This is a genomic window from Actinoplanes oryzae, from assembly GCF_030757795.1.
In the GTDB taxonomy this organism is placed as follows: domain Bacteria; phylum Actinomycetota; class Actinomycetes; order Mycobacteriales; family Micromonosporaceae; genus Actinoplanes.
Window position 1 is genome coordinate 50,841 of record NZ_JAUQWH010000022.1, and the last position, 21,453, is coordinate 72,293.

Here is a 21,453-nt window from a genome sequence, read left to right on the forward strand (position 1 = left end):
GACTGCCTGAAAGCACGCCCGGAGGGAAGCGCCTGAGGGCTGTGACTGCCTGAAAGCACGCCCGGGAGGGAAGCGGCTGAGGGCCGCGACTGCCGAAGCACGCCCGGGAGGGAAGCAACGGAAGGCCGCACCCACGTCCACGGCTGAAGGTCAGGAAAGCGCCCCCACAGCGGACTCGATCGAAGCGCGCAGCGCCCTGCCCGACACCGCTGCCCGGGCCTGCTCCAGCACCGGCGCCAGGAAAAGGTCCGGCCCCGGCGTCCCGGCGAAGGGCTCGAAGGCGGACACCGCGGCGCGCCCCGCCGGCGAGGGCGTCAAGGGCGCCCGCAACTGCAGCCCCCGTACGCCGGAAAGCAGCTCCACCGCCAGCAGACTGCTCAGATTGTCCAGCACGGTCCGCAGCTTCTTCGCCGCCGCCCACCCCATCGACACGTGGTCTTCCTGCATGCCGCTGGTCGGCAGCGAGTCCACCGACGCCGGCGCCGCCAGCCGCCGATTTTCCGCGACGATGCCCGCGGCCGTGTATTGCGCGATCATCAGCCCCGAGTTGACGCCCGCGTCCGGGGACAGGAACGGCGGCAGCTCCCGGTTGCGCGTCACGTCGAGCAGCCTGTCGACGCGCCGCTCGGAGATGGCGCCGACCTCGGCGGCCGCGATGGCCAGATAGTCGGCGGCGAAGCCCAGCGGCGCCCCGTGGAAGTTGCCCGTCGACTCCACCCGCCCGTCGGTGAGCACCACGGGGTTGTCCACCACAGAGACGAGCTCACGCGACGCCGTCAGCCGTACGAAATCGAGGGTGTCCCGCGCCGCCCCCGCAACCTGTGGCGCGCATCGCATGGAATAGGCGTCCTGCACCGCGTGTGCGAGGTCGTCGCGGTGCGAGTCCATGATGGCCGAGCCCTGCAGCAGCCGGTGGATGTTGGCCGCCGACGCCGCCTGACCCGGGTGGGGGCGGATCGCGTGCAGCTCCGGCAGGAACGGGCGCTCCGAGCCGAGCATCGCCTCGATCGCCAGGGCCGCTGTGACGTCGGCCATGGTGAAGAGGTGCGCCGCGTCGTCGATGGCGAGCAGGAGCATGCCGAGCATGCCGTCCGTGCCGTTGATGAGCGCGAGCCCCTCCTTGGCGGTCAGCGCCAGCGGCGACAGGCCGGCCGCGTGCAGCGCGTCGGGCGCCGACACCCGCGCGCCGTCCTTGCCGAGCACCCAGCCCTCGCCGAGCAGCACGAGCGCGCAGTGCGCAAGGGGAGCAAGGTCACCCGATGCGCCGAGCGAGCCGTGCTCCGGCACCCACGGCGTGATGTCGTGGTTGAGCAGGTCGACGAGCCCCTGCGCCAGCGCGGGGCGGACCCCGGACAACCCCAGGGCCAGCGACCGTACGCGCAGCAGCATCATCGCCCGCACCACCTCGCGCGGCATCGGGGCGCCCACCCCGGCCGCGTGGGAGCGAATGAGCGCATGCTGCAACTCCGAGCGCCGCGCCGGGGCGATCGACGTGTTGGCGAGCGCGCCGAAGCCGGTCGACACGCCGTACACCGGTCGGCCGGAGGCTTCGATGCCGTCCACGATGCTCCGGCTGCGCGCCATGGCGTCGACGGCGGCTCCCGCGATCTCGATGCGCGCATCGTGGCGGGCGACCGCGACGACGTCGGCGGCGCTGACTCCGGTGACCTGGACTGTGACGTTCATTGCGGCACTCCGTTGTGCAGAACTTGGTGGATCAGGGGGACACCGGGCCGGTAGGCCAGATGCAGGAACGTCGGGGCGTCGAGCAGCACGAGGTCCGCCCGCGCCCCGGGGCGCAACACGCCGATGTCGTCGCGCCGCAGGCTCCGCGCGCCGCCCGCGGTCGCTGCCCACAGGGCCTCCTCGGGGGCAAGACCCATCTCCCGTACGGCCAGAGCCACGCAGAACGGCATCGACGACGTGTACGACGAGCCGGGGTTGCAGTCCGTCGCCAGCGCCACGGTGACACCGGCGTCGACCAGCCCGCGCGCGTCCGGATACGGCGACCGCGTCGAGAACTCGGCCCCGGGCAGCAGCGTCGCGACGGTGTCCGAGCCGGCGAGCGCGTCGATGTCCGCGGGGCTCAGATGCGTACAGTGGTCGGCACTCGCCGCGCCCAGCTCCACCGCGAGCTGCACGCCCGGCCCGGCCGTCAGCTGGTTGGTGTGCACGCGCAGTGCGAGGCCGGCCTTGGCGCCCGCGGTCAGGATCGCCCGCGTCTGGTCGCCGTCGAAGGCGCCGCGCTCGCAGAAGACGTCGATCCACCGCGCGTACGGCGCCGCGGCCGCCAGCATCGGCCCGGTGACCAGGGACACGTACTCGTCCGGCCGGTCCAGGTATTCGGCCGGCACCACGTGCGCGCCCAGGAACGTGGTCTCCGGCGTGAGCGAACGCGCGATGCGCAAGGAGCGCGCCTCGTCGTCGACGTTCAGCCCGTACCCGGACTTGATCTCCACCGTGGTCGTGCCCTGCCGCAGCATCTCCGCGACCAGCCGGCCCGCGGCGGCTCGCAACTCGGCGTCCGAGGCGGCCCGGGTGGCGGCGACGGTCGTCCGGATGCCCCCGCCGGTGTACGACTCGCCGGCCATCCGCGCCGCGAACTCGGCGGCCCGGTCCCCGGCGAACACCAGGTGCGCGTGGCTGTCCACGAAGCCCGGGATCACGGCGCGGCCCGCGGCGTCGATGCGCCGGTCGGCGGCGGGGGCGTGGGCGGCCGGGCCGATCCAGGCGATCCGCTCGCCGTCGAGGACCACGGCAGCGTCGTGCAGCGTGCCGAGCTCACCGTCCTGCGTGGTCAGCTCGCCGATGTTGGTGATGAGCACGGTCACGCCAGCACCTCCCGCAACGCGGCGGGCACGTCGAGTGTCGTGTGACGTCCGTCCTTGACGATGTGCCGCCCGTCCGCGATCACGTCCGTCACGTCCGCACCCGTGGCCGCGAAGACGATCCCCGTGGGGTCCGCGCCGGCCGTACGGACCGAATCAAGGGTGATCGCGACCAGGTCCGCCCGCGCGCCCACCTCGATGCGGCCGGCGTCCGCCCAGCCCAGCGCGGCGTGCGCGGACGCGGCGGCGATCAGTTCGGCGGGGGAGAAGTGCCCGCGCCGCCGGGTGGCCAGCCGCTCGTCCAGCTCCATGCCCCGCGCCTCCTCGAACATGTCGATCACCGCGTGGCTGTCGCTGCCCAGGCTCAGCGGCACGCCCGCGCCGGCCAGCCGGCGGCCGGGCCCGATGCCGTCGGCGAGGTCGCGTTCGGTGGTCGGGCACAGGCAGACCCCGGTGCCGGTGGAGGCGAGGAGCTCGACGTCGTGGTCGGTGAGGTGCGTCGCATGGACGGCGGTCGTGCCGGGCCCGAGGATCCCGTGGCGGTGCAGCAGCTCGGTCGGGGTGCAGCCGTGGACGGCCAGGCACGCCTCGTTCTCGGCCGGCTGCTCGGAGAGGTGGATGTGCAGCGGCGCCCGGCCGGCGAGCTTGCCGAGCACGTCGGCCGGCACCGCGCGTACCGAATGGAGGGCCGCGCCGATGATCGCGTGATCGGCCGCACCGAGTGCGCTCACCCGCGTGAGCCAGCTGTCGGCGTCGCCGTCGCTGAATCGGCGCTGCACCCCGGCGGGCGGCGCGCCCTCCACACTGGACGTCAGATAGAGCGTGTCCAGCAGCGTGATCCGGATCCCGGCGTCGGCGGCGGCGGCGACGAGAGCCGAGCCCATCGCGTTCGGATCGGGGTAGGGCCGGCCGTCCGGATCATGGTGCAGGTAATGGAACTCACCCACCGCCGTGATGCCGGTCAGGGCCATCTCGCCGTAGACCGCCCGGGCCAGCGCGTAGTACGAGTCGGGATCCAGCCGGCCCGCGACCTCGTACATCCGTTCACGCCACGTCCAGAAGCTGCCCCGATCGTCGTACGTCCGCCCGCGCAGCGCCCGATGAAAGGCGTGCGAATGCGCGTTGGCAAAACCGGGCAGCACGAGCCCCTCGAGGCGCGTGCCGTCCGGCGCGGAGCCGGGCTCGACGGCGGTGAACCGCCCGCCGGCGACCTCCAGGCGGACGTCCCGGCGTACCTGTCCGTCGATCCACGCGGCGGAAGCGAAGTACCTCATAGGCTTTCCAGCACGTCGGCCAAGGCCGTGACACCCGCCACGCAATCCTCGTGCGGCGCGTGTTCGGCGGGGGAGTGCGACACCCCGGTCGGGTTGCGGACGAACAGCATCGCCGTCGGCACGTGCGCCGACAGCACCCCGGCGTCGTGCCCCGCCCCGGTCGGCAGGATCGGCGCGCCGCCGAGAATGCCCGCGAGCCGCGCGGCCAAGGCGGTGTCGAAGGCCACTTCCGGCGACACCGACTCCGCCTCGACCGCGACCGCGGTGCCGTCCCGCCCGGCGCGCTCGGTCGCCCGCTTCACGACCGCCTCGACCAGCCGGTCCAGCGTGGGGGTGTCCGCGGCCCGCGCGTCCAGCCAGCCCCGGACCAGCGCCGGGATCGCGTTGGTGGCGTTGGGCTCCACGAGCACCCGGCCCATCGTCGCGTGCGCCCCGGCCAGCCGCGCCTCCTTGTTGGCGGCGAGCACCGTGTACGCGAAAGTGAGCATCGGATCGTGCCGGTCGGCCATCAGCGTCGTGCCCGCGTGGTCGCCGGTGCCCGTGAAGTCGAGCCGCCACCGCCCGTGCGGCCAGATCGCGCTCGCCACCCCGACGGGCGCGTCCAGGCCGACGAGGGCACGCCCCTGCTCGATGTGCAGCTCGACCACCGCGGAGACCTTGCTCACCAGATCGAGCCGCGCGCCGGCCGGCTGCGCCCCCAGCGCCGCACCGAAAGTGACCCCGCCGGCGTCGCGCAGTCCCGCCGCGCGCGCGGGATCGACGGCCCCGGTCAAGAGCCGAGACCCCAGGCACGGTACGCCGAACCGCCCGCCCTCCTCCTCCACGAAGGCGGCCACCCCGATCGCCCGCGCCGGCGTCACCCCCCGGGACCGCAGCTCGTCCACGGCCAGGAACGCGCTGACGATGCCGAGCGGACCGTCATACCCTCCGCCGTACGGGACCGAGTCGAAGTGCGAACCGGTGAGCACGGCACCGTCGGCCCACGGCGAGCCCCACCACGCGAACAAGTTGCCGTTGCCGTCGTCCGTGACCTCAAGACCGCGCAGCGCCGCCTGACTCCGGAACCAGTCGCGCAGGGCGAGTTCGGGCGGGCTGAGGGCGTACCTCAGATAGCCCTTGCTCTCGCGGCCGATGGGCGCGATCTGCTCCCAGAGCTCGTCGAAGGCCCGGGGTGAGGAGGAGGTCATGCGCCCGCCATCGGGATGTGGACGCCGGACGCGGCGGCGGACTCGTAGCCCGCGTCGACGTGGCGCAGCACACCCATCGCCGGGTCATTGGTCAGCACCCGCTCGATCTTCTGCCCGGCGAGCGCGGTGCCGTCCGCCACACAGACCTGCCCGGCGTGGATCGACCGGCCGATGCCGACGCCGCCGCCGTGGTGGATCGACACCCAGCTGGCCCCGCTGGCGGTGTTGACGAGCGCGTTCAGCAGCGGCCAGTCCGCGATGGCGTCCGAGCCGTCGAGCATGGCCTCGGTCTCCCGGTACGGCGACGCGACCGACCCGGAGTCCAGGTGGTCCCGCCCGATGACGATCGGCGCGGAGAGCGTGCCGTCGGCCACCATCTCGTTGAAGCGGACGCCGGCCTTGTCCCGCTCGCCGTAGCCGAGCCAGCAGATCCGCGCCGGCAGCCCCTGGAAGGCGACGCGCTCGCCGGCCATCCGGATCCACCGCGCGAGCGGCTCGTTCTCCGGGAACAGGTCGAGGATCGCCTTGTCGGTGGCCGCGATGTCCTTCGGGTCGCCGGAGAGCGCCGCCCACCGGAACGGCCCCTTGCCCTCGGCGAAGAGCGGCCGGATGTACGCCGGCACGAACCCCGGGAAGGCGAACGCGCGCTCGAACCCGCCCAGCTTCGCCTCGCCCCGGATCGAGTTGCCGTAGTCGAACACCTCGGCGCCCGCGTCCAGGAACCCGACCATCGCCTCGACGTGCTGGGCCATGCTGGCGCGGGCGCGGTCGGTGAACTCCTCGGGCTTCGTGCGCGCGTACTCGGCGGCGTCCTCCAGCCCGACCCCGATCGGGATGTAGCTCAGCGGGTCGTGGGCGCTGGTCTGATCGGTGACGATGTCGATGCCCACCCCGCGCCGGAGCAGCTCCGGGAAGATCTCGGCCGCGTTGCCCACGACGCCGATGCTCCGGGGTGACCTGTCGCGCTTGGCGGTCTCCGCCTGCGCGATGGCGTCGTCCAGGCTGTCGGCGACCGTGTCGAGATACCGGGTCTGCACCCGCCTCTCGAGCCGGCTGCGGTCGATGTCGACGATGAGGCACACGCCACCGTTCATCGTGACGGCGAGCGGCTGCGCACCACCCATGCCACCGCACCCGGCGGTCAGCGTGAGCGTCCCGGCGAGGTCGCCGTGGTAGCGCTTGGCGGCGATCGCGGCGAACGTCTCGTACGTGCCCTGGAGGATGCCCTGGGTCCCGATGTAGATCCACGAGCCGGCCGTCATCTGGCCGTACATGGTGAGCCCCAGCTGCTCCAGCCGCCGGAACTCCGGCCAGGTCGCCCAGTCGCCGACCAGGTTCGAGTTGGCGAGCAGCACGCGCGGCGCCCACTCGTGGGTCCGCAGCACGCCGACCGGGCGCCCCGACTGCACGAGCAGCGTCTCGTCGTTCTTCAGCTCGTCGAGCTCGCGCACGATGGCGTGGAAGGACGGCCAGTCCCGCGCGGCGCGCCCGGTCCCGCCGTAGACGACCAGGTCGTCGGGGCGCTCGGCCACCTCCGGGTCCAGGTTGTTCATGAGCATCCGCTTGGCGGCCTCCTGCGGCCAGCCCTGCGCGGTGAACGCGGTGCCCCGCGCGGCACGTACCTCGGGCATTGCTCTTCTCCCTACCCTTGAAAGATCTGGCGGCGGGCGGCCGTCGCCTCGAACTCCTCCAGCCGCCGCTGCGCCCGCTCGGGCACCGCGTCACAGATGGCCTGCAGCAACACCATCGCCATCGCCATCGGCGCGGTGTGCAGATCGAACACGAGCTGCGTCCCCACGGGCGCGCTCAGCACCACGTCGGCCGCGTCCGCGGCCGGACTGACCCCCGAATCGGTCAGCGCGACGACGCTCAGCCCCAGCGCCTTCGCCTCGCGCAACGCCACCAGCGTCTCGCGCGGATACCGTGGCAGCGCAATGACCAGCATCGCACTCGCCCCCGCCGCCCGCGCCTGATCGAGCCGGTCCAGCAGCGCGGTTCCGCCCTCGTCGAGCACCCGCACATCCGGATGCACCTTCGCGGCGAAATACCCGAAATACGCCGCCAGCGGCGCGGCCGCCCGCAACCCGAGCACCGGCAAGGGCGCGCTGGCCGCCAGCAGACCCGCAGCCCGCTGTACGCCCTCCAGCCCGGCAAGATCGTCGGCAACCCGCTCCAGATGCCGCGTCTCCGCCCGCACCGCCCGCTGCAACTCGTTCTGCGTCCCGTCGGGCTCCCCGGCCGGCGCCGTCGCCAGATCCCGCAGCACCTTGCGCAGCGCCGGATAGCCGCTGTAGCCCAGCGCCATCGCGAACCGCGTCACCGAGGGCTGGCTGACCCCGGCCAGCTCGGCCACCTCCGCCGCCGAGAGATAGGCAGCCGACGGCCCGCGCTGCACCAGACTGTGCGCAATCCGCCGCTGCGTGGGCGTGAGCCGTGCACCCTGGAAGAGGTCGAGCACCCGCTCGGCCTCCGTGACGGTCCGGTCATTCACCCGAGCAGCTTATGCAAGAAATCTTTCACCGCGCTAGACCATCGCCCGCATCACGCGCTGGGAGTTTCGCTCTCCTGCTCCGGGTCCCGGGTGCTGACGTCCACCATGAGAGCCCTGCACAGCGGCCGGCCTGCGGTGATCGGGATGCCGAACCGCCAAGCGGCAGCACTCACCGCGGGTCTTCCGGCCAGTGCATCGGCGAACCTCGGCGGTGGGGCTGCCTTCACCTTCGGGTTCCCGCCGTGTCGCCGCTGGCGGGTGCGTCTCCGACAGCGCTGATGACGGCGGTGTACGTGTCGTACGTCGAGGTGGGCTTCGGCGAGCCCCACGTGCCCTGGGCAAGGGCTCGCAGCGGGTTCTTCAGGTTGGCGGCGATGTCGTCCTCGGGCTCGTCGCGGCCGGACTCGCCCCAGAGACTCAGTTGGGCGCCCAGCACGTGCGGGTCGAACCTGGCCATGGTGGTGTTGCCGGTGCCGAAGGCGAACTGCTCGGGAACGAACGACTCGTAGATGGCGGCCGGGTCGGGGCGACTGATGCCGATGATGTAGTACAGCTGGTTCCAGTTGGCGTTGATGAGGTCGTGGCCGCGGGCGGCGAGAGTCTGGGGGGTCATGTCGGTGGCGCCGTACCAGTGTGCGATCTGGACGGTCGGCGCGACGTCGACGACGGTCCCCGGGACGAGTTGGTCGTTCCAGATTCGCAGGGTCTTGCCGTTGGCGCGTACCAGGTCGTTGACCTTGTTGATGAAGTCGTACTGCAGGTCCCGGCCGGTGGCGGCGCTGCCGAACAGCTGGTGAGCGCGCCGGCCGAGCTGCGGGAACCGGGACAGTTCCGCGGTGCCGAGCCATTCGTCGGCGCCGAGATGCCAGTAGGGGCCGATGAACAGCGGGAGGTACTCGGTGATCAGGTCACGGGCCAAGGGCCATGCCTGGTCGCTGGACAGGTCCAGGCTGCTTGTGCCGTTGGTGCGTACCAGGCTGAGGCCGGGTTTGTCCCGCAGGACGCGGGTCATGTGTCCAGGCATGTCGATCTCGGGAACGATCGTGACCCGGTACTGCGCCGCATAGGCCACGAGGTCGGCGATCTGCGCCTTGGTGTAGTGCGTCGCCGACACGACCTCGGGGTGGCTGGTGCTCTCGATGCGGAATTCCTGGTCGTCGGTCAGGTGCAGGTGCAGCCGGTTGTACTTCAGGTACGCCAGTTCCCGCACCCGGGCGCGGAGCCAGCCGATGGGGTAGAACTTGCGGCCGGTGTCGATCATGAAGCCGCGATCGCGGTAGACCGGCGCGTCGGTGGCGGTGCCTTGGGGCAGGGATCGCTCCTGCTTGAGCATCTGCAGCAGGGTCTGGGTTCCGTAGAAGACACCGGCGGTGCTGCCGCTGATCGTGGCGGTGCCGGCCAGAGCGAGCCGATAGCCCTCGTCGCCGAAACTGCCCGTAGTGAGGACGACGTCCCCCTCGGCTGGGGTGCCGGCCGCGATCGGCACCGGGTAGCCGGTGACGGCCCGCAGGTCCGCGGCGAGCAGTCCCGCGGCGGGCTGCAGGGCCGCGGTGTTCGTCACGATCCGCGATGCCGCCGTGAAGGTGTAGTTCCCCGGGGCGGCTGTCCATTGCTGGATCGACGGGATGGTGGCCGGTGGCGCCGAGGCGACGACTCTGGCGGATGCGGATGTCAGTGCGCATCCTGTAACGAGGAGGAGGGCTGCGAGGAGCCTCCCGTGTCCGGGGCGCATGGCGGCACTGCCTTCCTACGCGAGGCCAGGAACGGAACCGAGGGGTGTGCGGATCTGATGATGCTGAATGCGGCCGCCCACGAGGTCGCCGGGATTGGTCATGGTAGCCATGCAGGCGGCGCACGGTCCGCCACGCCCGAGATGCCGCGCCATGGGTGATCCGCACATCCACGTCGAGGTGCGCCTCGGCGGCGAGGCGGCCGTGCGCAACGTTCTCGCGTCCACGTTCGGGCTGGTGGGGGACGCGCCGCGCGAGGTGACGACGGGGTGCGGGCTGCGGGTCCCGTACGCGATGACGTCCGCCCGCCCCGGCAGCGTCACCTGTCTGCCGTGCCGCGAGCACGCACGCCACGAGCACGAGCTCGCGGCCGAACAGGTGGAGCGGATGGCCGCCATGCCCGGGTCGTTCGTCACGGCGGCTCAGGCGGCGGAGGCGGCAACGGCACACCGCGCACTGGCCCGGCAGTTCGAGTGAAATGCTGACCGGATGCACATCTCGGCGCTGTACACGTACCCGGTCAAGGGGTGTCGCCGGCTGGCGCACGACGCGGCGGTGACCGAGCCGTGGGGGCTGGCCGGGGATCGGCGCTGGATGGCGATCGACGCGGACGGCGTCGGCATCACGCAGCGGCAGGCGCCCGCCCTGACCCGGCTGCGCGCGGTGCCACGCCCCGGCGGCCTGAGCCTGAACGGTGTCGACGTGGCGGAGCCGGTCGACGGGCCCAAGGCGACGATCCGCGTCTTCAGCTCCAGGCCGCCGCTGACCGCCCGGCTGGCGGACCCGGCCCAGGAGCTCCTCACCGAGCTGCTGGGCCGCCCGGCCCGCCTGGCCTGGCTCGCCGACCCCACGGTACGCCCGATCGCGCGCAACGCCCGCGACAGCGACCGCGTCAGCTTCGCGGACGGCTTCCCGGTGCTGCTCGTCAACGAGGCCTCCCACATTGCCCTGGACGCCGGGGTGCCCATCGTCAACTTCCGGCCCAACGTCGTGGTGTCCGGCGGCGCCGCGTGGGAGGAGGACTCGTGGGTCGGCGGGCGGATCCGGCTCGGCGAGGTGACCTTCCGGGTCGCCGAGGGCTGCAACCGCTGCGTCGTGTCGACGATCGACCAGGAGACGGGCGAGCGCGGCCGGGAGCCGCTCCGGACGCTGGGCAGAGTCCGCCGCGTCGACGGCCGCCTGCTCTTCGGTGTCAACCTGATCCCGGAAGAGTTGCCAGGTGAGACGCATGTCATCCGGGCGGGGGAGACTGTCTTAAGGCTGTCTTAGGTTCGTTGTCCGGGGTGCCCGCGGCCCCGGAGGATGCTCCGACGTGGATGCCGACCTGACCACCCATCGCCGCCCCCGTCCCCGCTGGCTCGCCCCGCGCTGGCTCGCCACCGGCGGCGCCGTCGTGCTGGCCGGTGTGCTCGGCACGGCGCTCATGCTGCAGAACGGCGGCAGCGCCTGTGCCGCCCCGCCGAGCAGCGCCAAACACTCGGGCAAGGCCACCTTCTACGACCTCGCCGGCACCCAGGGCAACTGCTCCTTCGACCCGCCCGCCGACGACCTGTACGTGGCGCTGGGCAACGACGAATACTCCGGCGGCGCCGCCTGCGGCAGCTACCTCGACGTGACCGGCCCCGAGGGCAAGGTCCGCGTCAAGGTCTTCGACCGCTGCCTCGAGTGCGCCACCGGCCACCTCGACCTGAGCCGCACCGCCTACAAGAAGATCGGCGCCGAGATCGACGGCATCATCCCGATCACCTACAAGACCGTGCCCAACCCGTCCGGCGTCGGCCCGATCAGCTTCGAGTTCAAGGAGGGCTCGTCGCAGTACTGGTTCGCCGTCCAGCCCGACAACACCGGCAACGCCGTGAAGTCGCTCGAGGCGAAGAGCTCCGGCGGCAGCTGGAAGTCGGCGACCCGCACCGACTACAACTTCTGGCTCATCGAGTCGGGCGCCGGCAGCGGCCCGTTCCAGATCCGCATGACCGACGTCTACGGCAACACGGTCACGGCGAAGGGCATCGAGCTGCTGCCGCAGCAGACCCAGAAGACGTCCGTACGCTTCACCGGCGGCTCGGTGGCAGTCCAGACCGAGGCCGCCGCACCCGCCGCCAAGAAGAAGTCGCCCGCGGCGAAGAAGGCAGCCTCGCCCAGCGCCTCCGCGACGAAGTCGCCCGCCGTCAAGAAGGCGGCGCCCTCCACCACCTCCGTCGCACCCCTCCCGGAAGCCACCACCGAGGACGCGCAGGACCTCGCCCTCACCGCGGGAACGGCGACCTCGCACTGCTGAGCCTCACAGCTTCAGCCACATGAACAGCTCGTCGCGATCATCCCCGGGGCCGATCCGCAGCGCCCCGGGGATGCGCCCGACCTCCACGTATCCGGCCCGCGCATAGAACCGGTCGAGCCCGTGCCCGTCCCGCACGGTCACCTGCAACCCCTCCAGCCCCAGCCGCCGCCCCAGCTCGGCGGCCTCCCGCAGCAGCGCGGCGCCGTAGCCGAGCCCCTGACTGCCCGGCCGCACCATGACCCGCTTGAGCACCCGCCAGTGCGCCTTCAACCCGAACCGGTTGTCGACGGCGACCAGAAACCCCACCAGCCGCCCGTCGTCGAACCCGGCCAGCAGATGGTCCGGCCCGTCCGTCACCCCGGCGAAGGCCACGTCCGCCACCGGCCGTACGTCCGCCGCCGTGACCGGCCCCACGAACCCGACCGCCCCACCGGCATTCGTCACGTCGGTCCACAGCCGCACGATCTCCTCCCGCAGCTCGGCCGTCAGCGGAGGATCAACCACAAAACTGAGCGCCATCCCGCCATCCTCCCGGCCCCGGCGCCGCTGTTTGGCCGCCGGGTCGGCCCTGCGACTGGCGATGCCCCGACCAGCCGGACTAACCTCTTAGCTAAGGAGGGGTGTGATGTCCGAGCCGGCTCTTCAGTTCAACATTCACGAGGCCAAGACCAACCTGTCGCGCATCATCGACCGGGTGGAGCACGGCGAGGAGATCATCATCAGCCGTGCCGGATCGCCCGTCGCCAAGGTGGTCCCGCTGCACCGCAGGGTCAGCCGCACGGGCCGTGGCTCCCTCGCCGGGCGCCTCGTCGTCGCGGAGGACTGGGATTCCGCCGAGGTCAACGACGCCATAGCGGCGGACTTCGGCTCGACCCCGTGAGCCTCCTGCTGGACACCCACGTCGTCATCTGGTGGCTCGCCGACGACGACACGCTGGCCGGGGAGATCAAGGATCGGCTGGATCACGAGCCGGACGTCTACGTCAGCGCGGCGACGGTCTGGGAGGTGGCGATCAAGCAATCCCTCGGCAAACTGGAGCCCCCGGATCTTCCGGAGCGCATCCTCGGCTGCGGCTTCCGGCACCTTCCCATCACGGCGGATCATGGCATCGCCGCCGCCCGGCTGCCTCAGCACCACCGCGATCCCTTCGATCGGATCCTGGTGGCCCAGGCGCTGTGCGAGGGCATGACGCTGGTCACCCGCGATGCGCAGATCCACAAATACGAGGTGGAGCTGCTGCCGGTCTGAGCGGCGGGGCGGTGCGGAAGGCGGGATTCGAACCCGCACGCCCTTTCGGACACCAGGACCTAAACCTGACGCGGCTGCCATTACGCCACTTCCGCTTGATCCGTGCACGCACGAGATCGATGCCAGAAGTCTAGACCGTCCGGACCATGCCCAGCTCGGTGGCCGTGCCCGGAAAGGCGAGAACCGGAGCACGGCGGCCGCCGCGCGGGTCCAGGCCGCATGACGGCCGCCGTGGGTCGGGTGGCCGGTCAGTAGCGGAACATGGCCAGGCTGCGTTGCAGGTCGTGGGCGACGCGGGCGAGCTGGTCGGCCGCGGTGGCGGTGTCGGCGGCGGCCTCGGTGGTCTGGCCGGCGGCGTCGGCGACCTCGGCCACGTTGGCGGTGATCTGGTGGGAGCCGGTGGCCATCTCGCCGACGTTGCGGCTCATCTCGTTGGTGGTGGCGGTCTGCTGCTCGACGGCGGCGGCGATGGCGCTCTGGGTGGCGTTGATCTGGTCGATGACCGCGCCGATCTCGGCGATGGCGGCGACCGCGGCGGCGGAGTCGGCCTGGATGGCGCCGACGCGGTCGCGGATGTCCTCGGTGGCGCGGGCCGTCTCCTGGGCGAGCTCCTTGACCTCGCCGGCGACCACGGCGAAGCCCTTGCCCGCCTCGCCGGCCCGGGCGGCCTCGATCGTGGCGTTGAGGGCCAGCAGGTTGGTCTGCTCGGCGATGCCGGTGATCATCTTGATGACGGAGACGATCTCGGCGGACGAGGAGCCCAGCTTCTCGAGGATCCGGCCGGCCTCGCCGGAGCTGCGGACCGCCTGGCCGGCCACGTCGGCGGCGCTGGAGGTGCTGCGGGCGATCTCGCTGATCGAGCTGCCGATCTCCTCGGCGCCCGCGGAGACGGTGCCGATGGTGCGGCTGATCTCCTCCGAGGCGGTGGAGACGGCGCCGGCCCGGGACGCGGACCGGGCCGCCGACGCGTTCATCCGGGTGGCGACGGCGGTGAGGTCCTCCGACGACGTGGCCAGCGTGGTGACGTTGGTGCCGATGTCGCGCATGGCGGCGGTCAGGCGGTCCAGGGCGGTGTTGAGCGCGTCCGCCATCCGGCCGACCTCGTCGTGGGAGGTCAGCGTGAGCCGCTGGTCCAGCCGCCCGGCGGCCAGCCCCTCCAGCACCACGACCGTCCGGCGCAGCGGACCCGCGATGGCCCGGCTCGCCACGAGGGCGATCAGCACCGCGGCGACGATGCCCAGGCCCACCAGCACGAAGGTGATGATCTGCGCCACCGTCGCCGACCGGCTCGCCTGGTTCTTCTCCCGCGCCGCCGCCTGGTCCTCGCGCGTGGCCAGGTTGTTGAGCGCCACGGTGATCTTGCTGGTGAGCGGGTCGATGTAGTTGTTCTGCACGCCGAGGAACGTGCTCAGGCTGTTCGCCTCGGCGGCCGGGACGAGCTGCTGGTCCCGGACCTTCCGGTACTCGGCGAGGCCCGTGGCGAACGCTGCGCGGTCGTCGGACGTGCCGCCGGCCGGCTGGGCCACGTACGCCTGCCAGGTCCCGTCGATCGTCGTGTCCAGCCGCTGGATCGCCGACCGGACGTCCGCCACGTCGGTCAGCGGCGAGCGCAGCAGCAGCTTGTCCGACAGCGCCGTCGCCTGCTGGACCGAGGCCCGGACCTCGCCGAGGTGGCCGATGGCCTGGAGATTGTGGTCGTACATCGTCTCCAGGCGCCGGTTGGCGCTGTGCAGCTCGGCGAGCCCGGTGGCGCCGACGGCCACCACCAGGACGCCGAGGGCCCCGAATCCGGCGAACAGTTTGTGAGCGACGAGCACAGAACCAGAATCGGGGACAAACGCGCCGCAGTCAGTCGATACCGAGATCCCGGCGCAGCTTGGCCACGTGACCCGTCGCCTTGACGTTGTACATCGCCTTCTCGATCGCGCCGTTCTCGTCGATCACGAAGGTCGAGCGGATGACGCCCATGACGGTCTTGCCGTAGTTCATCTTCTCGCCGAAGGCGCCGTACGCGGTCAGCACGCTCTTGTCCGCGTCGCTCACCAGCGGGAACGTGATGGCGTCGCGCTCGCGGAACGTCGCCAGCTTGTCGGGGGAGTCGGGGGAGATGCCGACGACCTCGTAGCCGGCGGCCTGGATCGAGCCCAGGTTGTCGCGGAAGTCGCACGCCTGCGTGGTGCAGCCGGGCGTCATCGCGGCGGGGTAGACGTACAGGATCACCTTGCGCCCGCGCAGGTCCTTGAGCGTCAGGGTGTCGCCGTTGTCGGTGGGCAGGGAGAAGTCGGGGGCCGGGTCCCCCGCGGAGAGCCGCTCAGTCATGCGTCCGAGGTTATCCGGGCCGGCTGCGTGGCCCGCAGGCGCAGCACGCCGGTCACGGCAGTGCCCGCTCCGGCTCCCAGGGCGACGAGTACGGCCCCCCGCGCCACCCACCCGGGACCGGGGAAGTGGACGACCGCCTGCGTGAGGACGCCCACATCGTTGAAGCCGCCGAAGATCGCCAGGGCGCCGCCGCCCAGCAGCAGGAGGAACGGTCTGCGCCACACGCCCGCGCCGATCGCGAGCAGCGCGGCGACGATGGCCGGAGCCTGGGCGTCCACGCCGACGGCCGCGCGCGTGATCGCGTACGCGAGGGTGGTCAGGCCCGCGACCAGCGCGACCGGCCCCACCCAGCGGCGGGCCAGCACGATCCCGGCCGCGAGCGCGACAGCCCCCGCCCACCACAGCCACGCACGCGGCGGCGGCTCCCAGGTCAAAGTGCCTTCCACCGCATAGGTACGCGCCCCCGAGCGCAACGGCACGGCCCACTTCCGCAGCTCGTGCGGCCGCGACGGGTCGGCCTGCGCCTGGGGCGGCAGCCCGTCGGAGAGCCAGCGGTCCCGCTGATCGTGCCAGCGGACGGTGGTCTCCGCCGAGATCTTCCGCCACTGCGGCGCCGCGGTGGGATCGGCAGTCGCCGGTACGGCCGCATCGCCGTCCAACGTCGCGTTCGTGTACGTGGCCGGCGAGTTGACGTTCTGCCACACGCCGTCCGGGCGCACGTCGAGGTACGGCTCGCCCTGGTAGCCGAGCACCTCCACGCTGTGCCCGGTCTCGTTGACCAGCTCGAGCCGCGCGCCCGCCTCGACGACCCGGACGGTCAGGCCGGGCACTTGCTCGGTGAGGCCGGTCACCTCGATCCGGTACGCCGTGGCGTCCGGTGCCTCGCCGCCGTGCGCCGACGCGGGGCCGGCCGGAACGAGGAGCGCCCCGGTCAGCACCGCGAGGAAGAGGGCCTTTCTCACCCGGCCGCCGTCACCGCCTGCTGCAGCGCGTCGGCGGTGGGGTTCGTGAGCTGCTGTCCGTTCACCTTGACCGTCGGCGTGCCGGTGACCCCGGCCGCGGAGGCCTTGTCGGTGACGTCCGTCGCCCAGCCCGTGTAGGTCTTGCCGGTCACCGCGTCCGCGAACGCCTGATCCGTCAGTCCCACCGATTTGCCCAGCTCGATCAGCTTGGCGTTGTCCAGGCCGTCGCTGTTCTCCTCGGGCTGGTTCGCGAAGAGGGCCTCGTGGTACTCGTAGAACTTCCCGCCCGCCGCCGCGGCCGCCGCGGCGCCCGCCGCGCGTGTCGAATACTGCGTCCCGTTGGAGTAACGGTCGAGGATCGAGATCGGGTGGTAGTTGACCGTGACCTTCTTGGCGTCGACGAGCTGGGTGATCGTCGGACCCGCCGAGTCCTCGAACTCGTGGCAGATCGGGCACATGAAGTCCTCGTAGATGTCGATCGTCACGGGACCCTCGCCGCGGGCGAAGGCCGTCCCGTTGTCGGTCGCGGTGGGCGGGACCACGACGCTACCCGCCGTGTCCTTCTCCTGCCCGGCCAGCACCGCCCAGCCGATCAGGCCCGCGATGACGAGGACGGCCACCACGCCGACGGACGTCCACAGCGTGACTGTCCGGCGCCGCTCCCGCGCCTTCTGCTGCGCGACGATGCGCCGGGCCTCGGCGGCGCGCTGCTTGGTTGCTTTGCTCATCGTTCGTCCCCCATCAGGATGCTGTCCGCCGACCAGCGCGTGCGCGGCCACACCAGCAGAATTCCGGCCAGTGCGAGGAAGCCGGCGTCACGCGCGATGTCCCAGCCGTAGACCGGGGTGGCGCCCGCGCCGAGCTGCCCGCCCGAGCTGAAGCAGCCGCAGTCGATGGCCAGCCCGCGCGCCCATGCCGAGACGATGCCGGCGATGAAGATCACGAGCACGACGGCGGAGATGCCGGCGACCAGGCGGACGGCCAGGCCCGCAAGCAGCAGCAGGCCGAGCGCGATCTCCAGGAAGGGCTGCGCGGCGCCGATGACCTTCGCCACGTCGTACGGGAAGATCTGGTACGCGTTCACCGCCCGCCCCGAGGCGGCCAGGTCGCCGACCTTGAGCCCGCCCGCGACGAGCCAGACGACGGCCAGCCCCAGCCGGGCGGCTGTCGAGATCCACGGCTGCATTCTCACCACGCTTCCTTAGTCGGCGCGTGGTGCCGCGGGGTTCCGTACTTCCGCTGGGGGTTAGCTGTATTTATCCCTCAAGAAGCCTGTGCCTGAGCCACCGCGCTGACCAGCTCCTCGCGGGCGCGGGCCACGCGGGAGCGGATCGTGCCGATCGCGACGTCCTCCACCTCGGCGGCCTCCGCGTAGGAGAGGCCGAGCACCTGGGTGAGCACGAACGCGGTGCGACGCTCCTCGCCGAGCCGGCCCAGCAGGTCGGCCGCGCCGAGCCGGTGGGCGGGATCGGGGTGGTGCGGCCGGTCGGTCCAGACCTCGGCCGCCAGCCGCGCGTCCAGCCGCCGGCGGCGCACCACGGCGCGCAGATGATCGGCGCAGGTGCGCCGGGCGATGCCGAGCAGCCAGGTGCGGATCCCGGCGCGCGCCTCGAAGGACGGCAGCGCCTTGAACGCCCGCAGGAACGTCTCCTGGGTCAGATCGTCCGCGGCGCCGGGGTCGACCAGCGCGGCGGTGAACCGCCACACCTCGGCCTGGGTGCCGCGCACGAGGGCAGCCTGGGCGGCGGCGTCACCGGCCCGCGCCCGGAGGGCGAGCTCGGTGAGAGGGTCGCTGGCTGTCACAACCCGAGATGGTACGCCCGCCATGAAGTGGCAAAGCCGCCGGGAACTGTGGCACGTTTAGTCCGCCTGTTCGCCGTTGGGGGGCCTCACTCGCATGACCGTTGACCGTCGCCGGGCCGTCGTGGCCCTGATCGGGCTGCTCCTCGGCCTCGCCGGGGCCCTGCTCGGCCCGGCCGCCCCGGCCAGCGCGCACGCCGCCCTGGTGGCCAGCGACCCGGGCGCCAACACGATCGTCCCCGACGCGCCGAACAAGATCACGCTGACCTTCAGCGAGTCGGTGCAGCTGATCTCCGGCAAGATCCAGGTGCTGGCTCCCGACGGCAGCCGCGCGGACCAGGGCGAGCCGCAGGCCAGCGGGGGCACGATCACGATTCCCCTGCGTACGGGCGGGGGCCGCGGCACCTACCTCGTCAGCTACCGGGTCGTGTCCGCGGACAGCCACCCCGTCGCCGGCACGCTGCTCTACTCCGTCGGGGCGGCCTCCACGCCGCCCACGGAGACGGAGGTCGCGCAGAATGTCGACCCCGTGGTCCGCGCGCTGATCCCGGTCGGCAAATATCTGGGGTACGCGGGCCTGGTCCTGCTCGTCGGCCCGGTGCTCGTGCTCGCGCTCCTGTGGCCCCACCGCCTGCCCCGGACCGGTCCGGCGCGCCTGGTGTGGACCGGCGTGGGCCTCGTGCTGCTGAGCACCGTGCTCGCGTTGTGGCTGCAGGCGCCGTACTCGACGGGGTCCAGTCTCTTCGGCGTCTCCCGCACCGACCTCCAGGACGTGCTGGGCAGCACCTTCGGCGCCGTGATGCTCGTGCGCCTGGGCGTGATCGTGGCGGCGGCGTTCCTGCTGCGCCCGCTGCTGACCGGCGCCCGCGCCGACAACAAGGCCGACCTCGCCCTGCTCGGCGTCCTCGGCGTGGGAGCGATCGCCACGTGGCCGCTCACCGGGCACCCGACGGCCTCCCCGGTCGCCGGCGTCTCCGTGGTCGTCGACGCAATTCACCTCGCGGCGATGGCGGTCTGGCTGGGCGGCCTGGTGATGCTCGTCGGCTTCCTGCTCCGCCAGGCCAACCAGCGCGAGCTCGGGGCGATCCTGCCGATCTGGTCCCGCTGGGCCGCGACCGCCGTGGCCGCGCTCATCGTCGCCGGCTCGGTGTCCGCGCTGATCGAAGTGTCGTCGTTCCAGGGCCTGATCGACAGCACGTACGGCCGGCTGATCCTCGTGAAGATCGCCCTGGCGGCCCTGGTGATCGGCGTCGCGGCGTTCTCCCGCAAGCTCGTCCGGGAGCAGGCCGGCGAGCGACCGGGCATCCTGCGCCGCGCCGTCGTCGTGGAGCTCGTCATCACCGCCGTGGTGCTCGGCGTGACGTCCGCGCTCGTGCAGATCTCCCCGCCGCGCACCGCCGAGGCGGCCGAGACCGCGGCGACGACCACCCAGACGGTCTCCCAGACCCTGCGCGACGACTCCATGACCCTGCAGGTCGACATCTTCCCGGCGACGGTCGGCAACAACTCCATTCACCTGTACGCCTACACGCCCGACAACAAGCCGCTCACCGTGGTCGAGTGGTCGGGGACGGCCGCCCTCGAGTCGAAGGGCATCGAGCCCATCGAGGTGCCGCTCCTGCGCATCACCGATTTCCACGCGGTGGGCGACATCGCGCTGCCGATGGCGGGCCAGTGGACGTTCAAGTTCACCGCGCGTACCAGCGACATCGACCAGTCCACGGTGACGATGACCGCGAACATCAGCTAGCCATTTCCGCATGAAGGGCCGCGCCGGTTTCGGCGCGGCCCTTCTGCTTTTTAAACCGTTGGAGGGCTAAAGAGCTGTTTGACCATTTTGGCGGTATTTAGGGCTGTATGGTCCTGCCCAGTACCGACCGAGAAGGGGTGATCGAGATGCGGCTGCTCCGCACGATCCTCGGCATGCTGCTGCTGACCGCCGGCCTGCCCGCACTGCTCGCCGGAGGCGCCTTCTGGGCCGCCCTGCAACACCGCGACGCGAGCGGTGCGTTCACCGGGACGATGCAGCGCCTCGCCACCTCCGGCTACGCCGTCGTGGTCGACGACGTCGACAAGCTCCTGCGCGCCGACGCCCCGTTCGCCCGCGTCGGCGACACCCGCCTGCGCGTCACCGCGGACACCGCCCAGGGCCCGGCCTTCGTCGGCCTCGCCCCGCGCGCCGACGCCGCGGCGTACCTGGCGGACCTGCCCCGCATCTCGGTCGCCTCGATCGACCTGGGCACCGGCGCGCTCCCCGTGACGGGCAGGCTCGTCCCCGGCACCCGCGCCCCGGAACAGCTTCCCGGCAAGGCGGGCTTCTGGCTGGCCACGGGCCGCGGCTCGGTCTCCTGGAACCCGGCCGACCTGCGCGACACCCCGTACTCGCTGATCATCATGAACCCGGCGGCCCAGCCCGGCGTACGCCTGGAGAGCACCGCCGCGGTCCAGCCCGGCTGGCTCAACCAGGCCACCTGGGGCCTCCTGACCGCCGGCACCCTCCTCGTCATGCTCGGCATGATCATCCTCGGCTGGCCCGCCCGCCGCCGCGAAGTCGTCTACGTCGTCGAACCCAGCCAGGTCCCCAGCCTGATGCAGGCCATCGGCGCCCCCCTCCCGCTGAGCCGCACGGCCGGCGGCCGCCACGCCGCCACCCACCGCCCCCACACCCTCGCCGACACCCAGTCCCGAACCCGCCCACCCTCCCTGGTCTGGCCCCCACGCCCGGCCGCGAACTCCGCTGCAGCGGCCTCCGCCACCGCGGCCACCGCCACCGCCGCCCCTGCCATCCCGATGCCGTCGCCCCCCGTGGTCGACCCGGCCCTGGTCCCGGCCGCCTTCGCGCCCACCGTCACGGCGGCGGGCGCCGCAGCCGCCTCCCCCTCCGTCGGCTCGCCGGACGCACCGACGCAGCCCGTCGCCCCCGCGCAGCCGCTCACGTCCCCGGACACCCCCGCGCAGCCGCTCACGTCCCCGGACGCCCCCACCCAGCCGAACGCCAAGCCGGCCCCCGGCGAACCCCTCAAGCTGATGCCCACCCGCACCCCGGGTCTCCACCCGTCGGCTGCCCCCACCCCGGCCCGTCCACCCGCCACCCCGGGAGCGGCCTCCACCCCGGCCCGTCCACCCGCCACCCCGGGAGCGGCCGGCACCCCAGCGACCGCCGCCACCCCGGCCCGCCACCGCCCGGCCCCGGACCTGCCCATCTTCGAAGCCTCCGCGGTAGGCGCCTGGGTAGCCGAAACCGCCGCCGCCCGAGCCAAGGAAACCGAAGCCCGGGCCGCCGCAGCCGTAGCCGCCCACCGCGCCGCCCTCGCCAAGGCCGTCGCCAAGCACAAC

At 72.3% G+C, this 21,453-nt stretch carries 21 protein-coding genes and 1 tRNA gene; 7 read left to right on the forward strand and 15 right to left on the reverse strand.

Annotation, left to right across the window (positions count from 1 at the left end):
• Positions 1-150: 150 nt before the first annotated feature.
• The 7 genes from hutH to RBH18_RS10565 form a co-directional block, all read right to left on the reverse strand.
• The gene (hutH, locus tag RBH18_RS10535) at positions 151-1,686 is read right to left on the reverse strand and encodes a histidine ammonia-lyase (RefSeq protein ID WP_306206287.1); all 1,536 of its coding nucleotides are present in this window, start codon (positions 1,684-1,686) and stop codon (positions 151-153) included.
• A complete protein-coding gene (hutI, locus tag RBH18_RS10540; protein ID WP_306206289.1) occupies positions 1,683-2,831 on the reverse strand; it encodes an imidazolonepropionase in 1,149 nt (382 codons plus the stop codon). Before hutI ends, hutH begins: the two co-directional genes overlap by 4 nt.
• Positions 2,828-4,102 carry a formimidoylglutamate deiminase gene (locus RBH18_RS10545; protein WP_306206291.1) on the reverse strand — a complete coding sequence of 425 codons (1,275 nt, stop codon included), beginning with the start codon at positions 4,100-4,102 and terminating at the stop codon, positions 2,828-2,830. Before RBH18_RS10545 ends, hutI begins: the two co-directional genes overlap by 4 nt.
• Positions 4,099-5,289 (reverse strand): allantoate amidohydrolase, encoded by a 1,191-nt coding sequence (locus RBH18_RS10550; RefSeq protein ID WP_306206293.1) that lies wholly within the window; start codon positions 5,287-5,289, stop codon positions 4,099-4,101. Before RBH18_RS10550 ends, RBH18_RS10545 begins: the two co-directional genes overlap by 4 nt.
• A complete protein-coding gene (gene hutU / locus RBH18_RS10555) occupies positions 5,286-6,920 on the reverse strand; it encodes a urocanate hydratase (RefSeq protein ID WP_306206295.1) in 1,635 nt (544 codons plus the stop codon). The genes RBH18_RS10550 and hutU overlap by 4 nt, the downstream gene beginning before the upstream one ends.
• 11 nt (positions 6,921-6,931) lie before the next feature.
• On the reverse strand, positions 6,932-7,780 hold the full coding sequence (locus RBH18_RS10560) for a MurR/RpiR family transcriptional regulator (protein WP_306206296.1): 849 nt from the start codon (positions 7,778-7,780) through the stop codon (positions 6,932-6,934).
• Between the two features lie 223 nt (positions 7,781-8,003).
• Positions 8,004-9,512: a family 20 glycosylhydrolase gene (locus RBH18_RS10565; RefSeq protein WP_306206298.1), complete on the reverse strand. Its 1,509-nt coding sequence runs from the start codon at positions 9,510-9,512 to the stop codon at positions 8,004-8,006.
• A gap of 151 nt (positions 9,513-9,663) precedes the next feature.
• Here RBH18_RS10565 and RBH18_RS10570 point away from each other — a divergent pair, with 151 nt between their 5' ends.
• The 3 genes from RBH18_RS10570 to RBH18_RS10580 are packed head-to-tail and all read left to right on the forward strand — an operon-like array spanning position 9,664 to position 11,788.
• Positions 9,664-9,987, forward strand: a complete 324-nt coding sequence (locus RBH18_RS10570; RefSeq protein ID WP_306206300.1) for a hypothetical protein — start codon at positions 9,664-9,666, stop codon at positions 9,985-9,987.
• A 12-nt stretch (positions 9,988-9,999) separates the two neighbouring features.
• Positions 10,000-10,779 (forward strand): MOSC domain-containing protein, encoded by a 780-nt coding sequence (locus tag RBH18_RS10575; protein ID WP_306206302.1) that lies wholly within the window; start codon positions 10,000-10,002, stop codon positions 10,777-10,779.
• Between the two features lie 43 nt (positions 10,780-10,822).
• A complete protein-coding gene (locus RBH18_RS10580; RefSeq protein WP_306206304.1) occupies positions 10,823-11,788 on the forward strand; it encodes an expansin EXLX1 family cellulose-binding protein in 966 nt (321 codons plus the stop codon).
• A gap of 3 nt (positions 11,789-11,791) precedes the next feature.
• On the opposite strand, the gene RBH18_RS10585 is transcribed toward RBH18_RS10580, so the two are convergent.
• On the reverse strand, positions 11,792-12,307 hold the full coding sequence (locus RBH18_RS10585) for a GNAT family N-acetyltransferase (RefSeq protein ID WP_306206305.1): 516 nt from the start codon (positions 12,305-12,307) through the stop codon (positions 11,792-11,794).
• Between the two features lie 106 nt (positions 12,308-12,413).
• Between RBH18_RS10585 and RBH18_RS10590 the strand changes: the two genes are divergently transcribed.
• Both RBH18_RS10590 and RBH18_RS10595 read left to right on the forward strand, forming a co-directional pair.
• Positions 12,414-12,668 (forward strand): type II toxin-antitoxin system Phd/YefM family antitoxin, encoded by a 255-nt coding sequence (locus RBH18_RS10590; RefSeq protein ID WP_306206307.1) that lies wholly within the window; start codon positions 12,414-12,416, stop codon positions 12,666-12,668.
• Positions 12,665-13,036 carry a type II toxin-antitoxin system VapC family toxin gene (locus RBH18_RS10595; RefSeq protein WP_306206310.1) on the forward strand — a complete coding sequence of 124 codons (372 nt, stop codon included), beginning with the start codon at positions 12,665-12,667 and terminating at the stop codon, positions 13,034-13,036. The genes RBH18_RS10590 and RBH18_RS10595 overlap by 4 nt, the downstream gene beginning before the upstream one ends.
• 12 nt (positions 13,037-13,048) lie before the next feature.
• On the opposite strand, the gene RBH18_RS10600 is transcribed toward RBH18_RS10595, so the two are convergent.
• The 7 genes from RBH18_RS10600 to RBH18_RS10630 all read right to left on the reverse strand — a co-directional run bounded on the left by RBH18_RS10600 (position 13,049) and on the right by RBH18_RS10630 (position 18,144).
• Positions 13,049-13,131: transfer RNA gene (locus tag RBH18_RS10600), tRNA-Leu, on the reverse strand.
• A gap of 153 nt (positions 13,132-13,284) precedes the next feature.
• Positions 13,285-14,853, reverse strand: coding sequence for a methyl-accepting chemotaxis protein (locus RBH18_RS10605; protein ID WP_306206311.1), 1,569 nt, complete (start codon positions 14,851-14,853; stop codon positions 13,285-13,287).
• 31 nt (positions 14,854-14,884) lie between these two features.
• Entirely contained in the window at positions 14,885-15,355 is a 471-nt protein-coding gene (bcp, locus tag RBH18_RS10610; RefSeq protein ID WP_306206313.1) for a thioredoxin-dependent thiol peroxidase, read from the reverse strand.
• A complete protein-coding gene (locus RBH18_RS10615) occupies positions 15,352-16,317 on the reverse strand; it encodes a hypothetical protein (protein ID WP_306206315.1) in 966 nt (321 codons plus the stop codon). The genes bcp and RBH18_RS10615 overlap by 4 nt, the downstream gene beginning before the upstream one ends.
• Positions 16,314-17,045, reverse strand: a complete 732-nt coding sequence (locus tag RBH18_RS10620; RefSeq protein WP_306206317.1) for a DsbA family protein — start codon at positions 17,043-17,045, stop codon at positions 16,314-16,316. Before RBH18_RS10620 ends, RBH18_RS10615 begins: the two co-directional genes overlap by 4 nt.
• Complete coding sequence (locus RBH18_RS10625) at positions 17,042-17,503, reverse strand: MauE/DoxX family redox-associated membrane protein (protein WP_306206327.1); 462 nt, start codon at positions 17,501-17,503, stop codon at positions 17,042-17,044. The genes RBH18_RS10620 and RBH18_RS10625 overlap by 4 nt, the downstream gene beginning before the upstream one ends.
• A 77-nt stretch (positions 17,504-17,580) precedes the next feature.
• A complete protein-coding gene (locus RBH18_RS10630; protein WP_372338896.1) occupies positions 17,581-18,144 on the reverse strand; it encodes a sigma-70 family RNA polymerase sigma factor in 564 nt (187 codons plus the stop codon).
• A gap of 70 nt (positions 18,145-18,214) precedes the next feature.
• On the opposite strand from RBH18_RS10630, the gene RBH18_RS10635 reads away from it, so the two are divergent.
• Positions 18,215-19,867: a copper resistance CopC/CopD family protein gene (locus RBH18_RS10635; protein WP_306206321.1), complete on the forward strand. Its 1,653-nt coding sequence runs from the start codon at positions 18,215-18,217 to the stop codon at positions 19,865-19,867.
• 107 nt (positions 19,868-19,974) lie between these two features.
• Positions 19,975-21,453: hypothetical protein (locus tag RBH18_RS10640; RefSeq protein WP_306206323.1), on the forward strand; the 1,479-nt coding region annotated here is incomplete at its 3' end.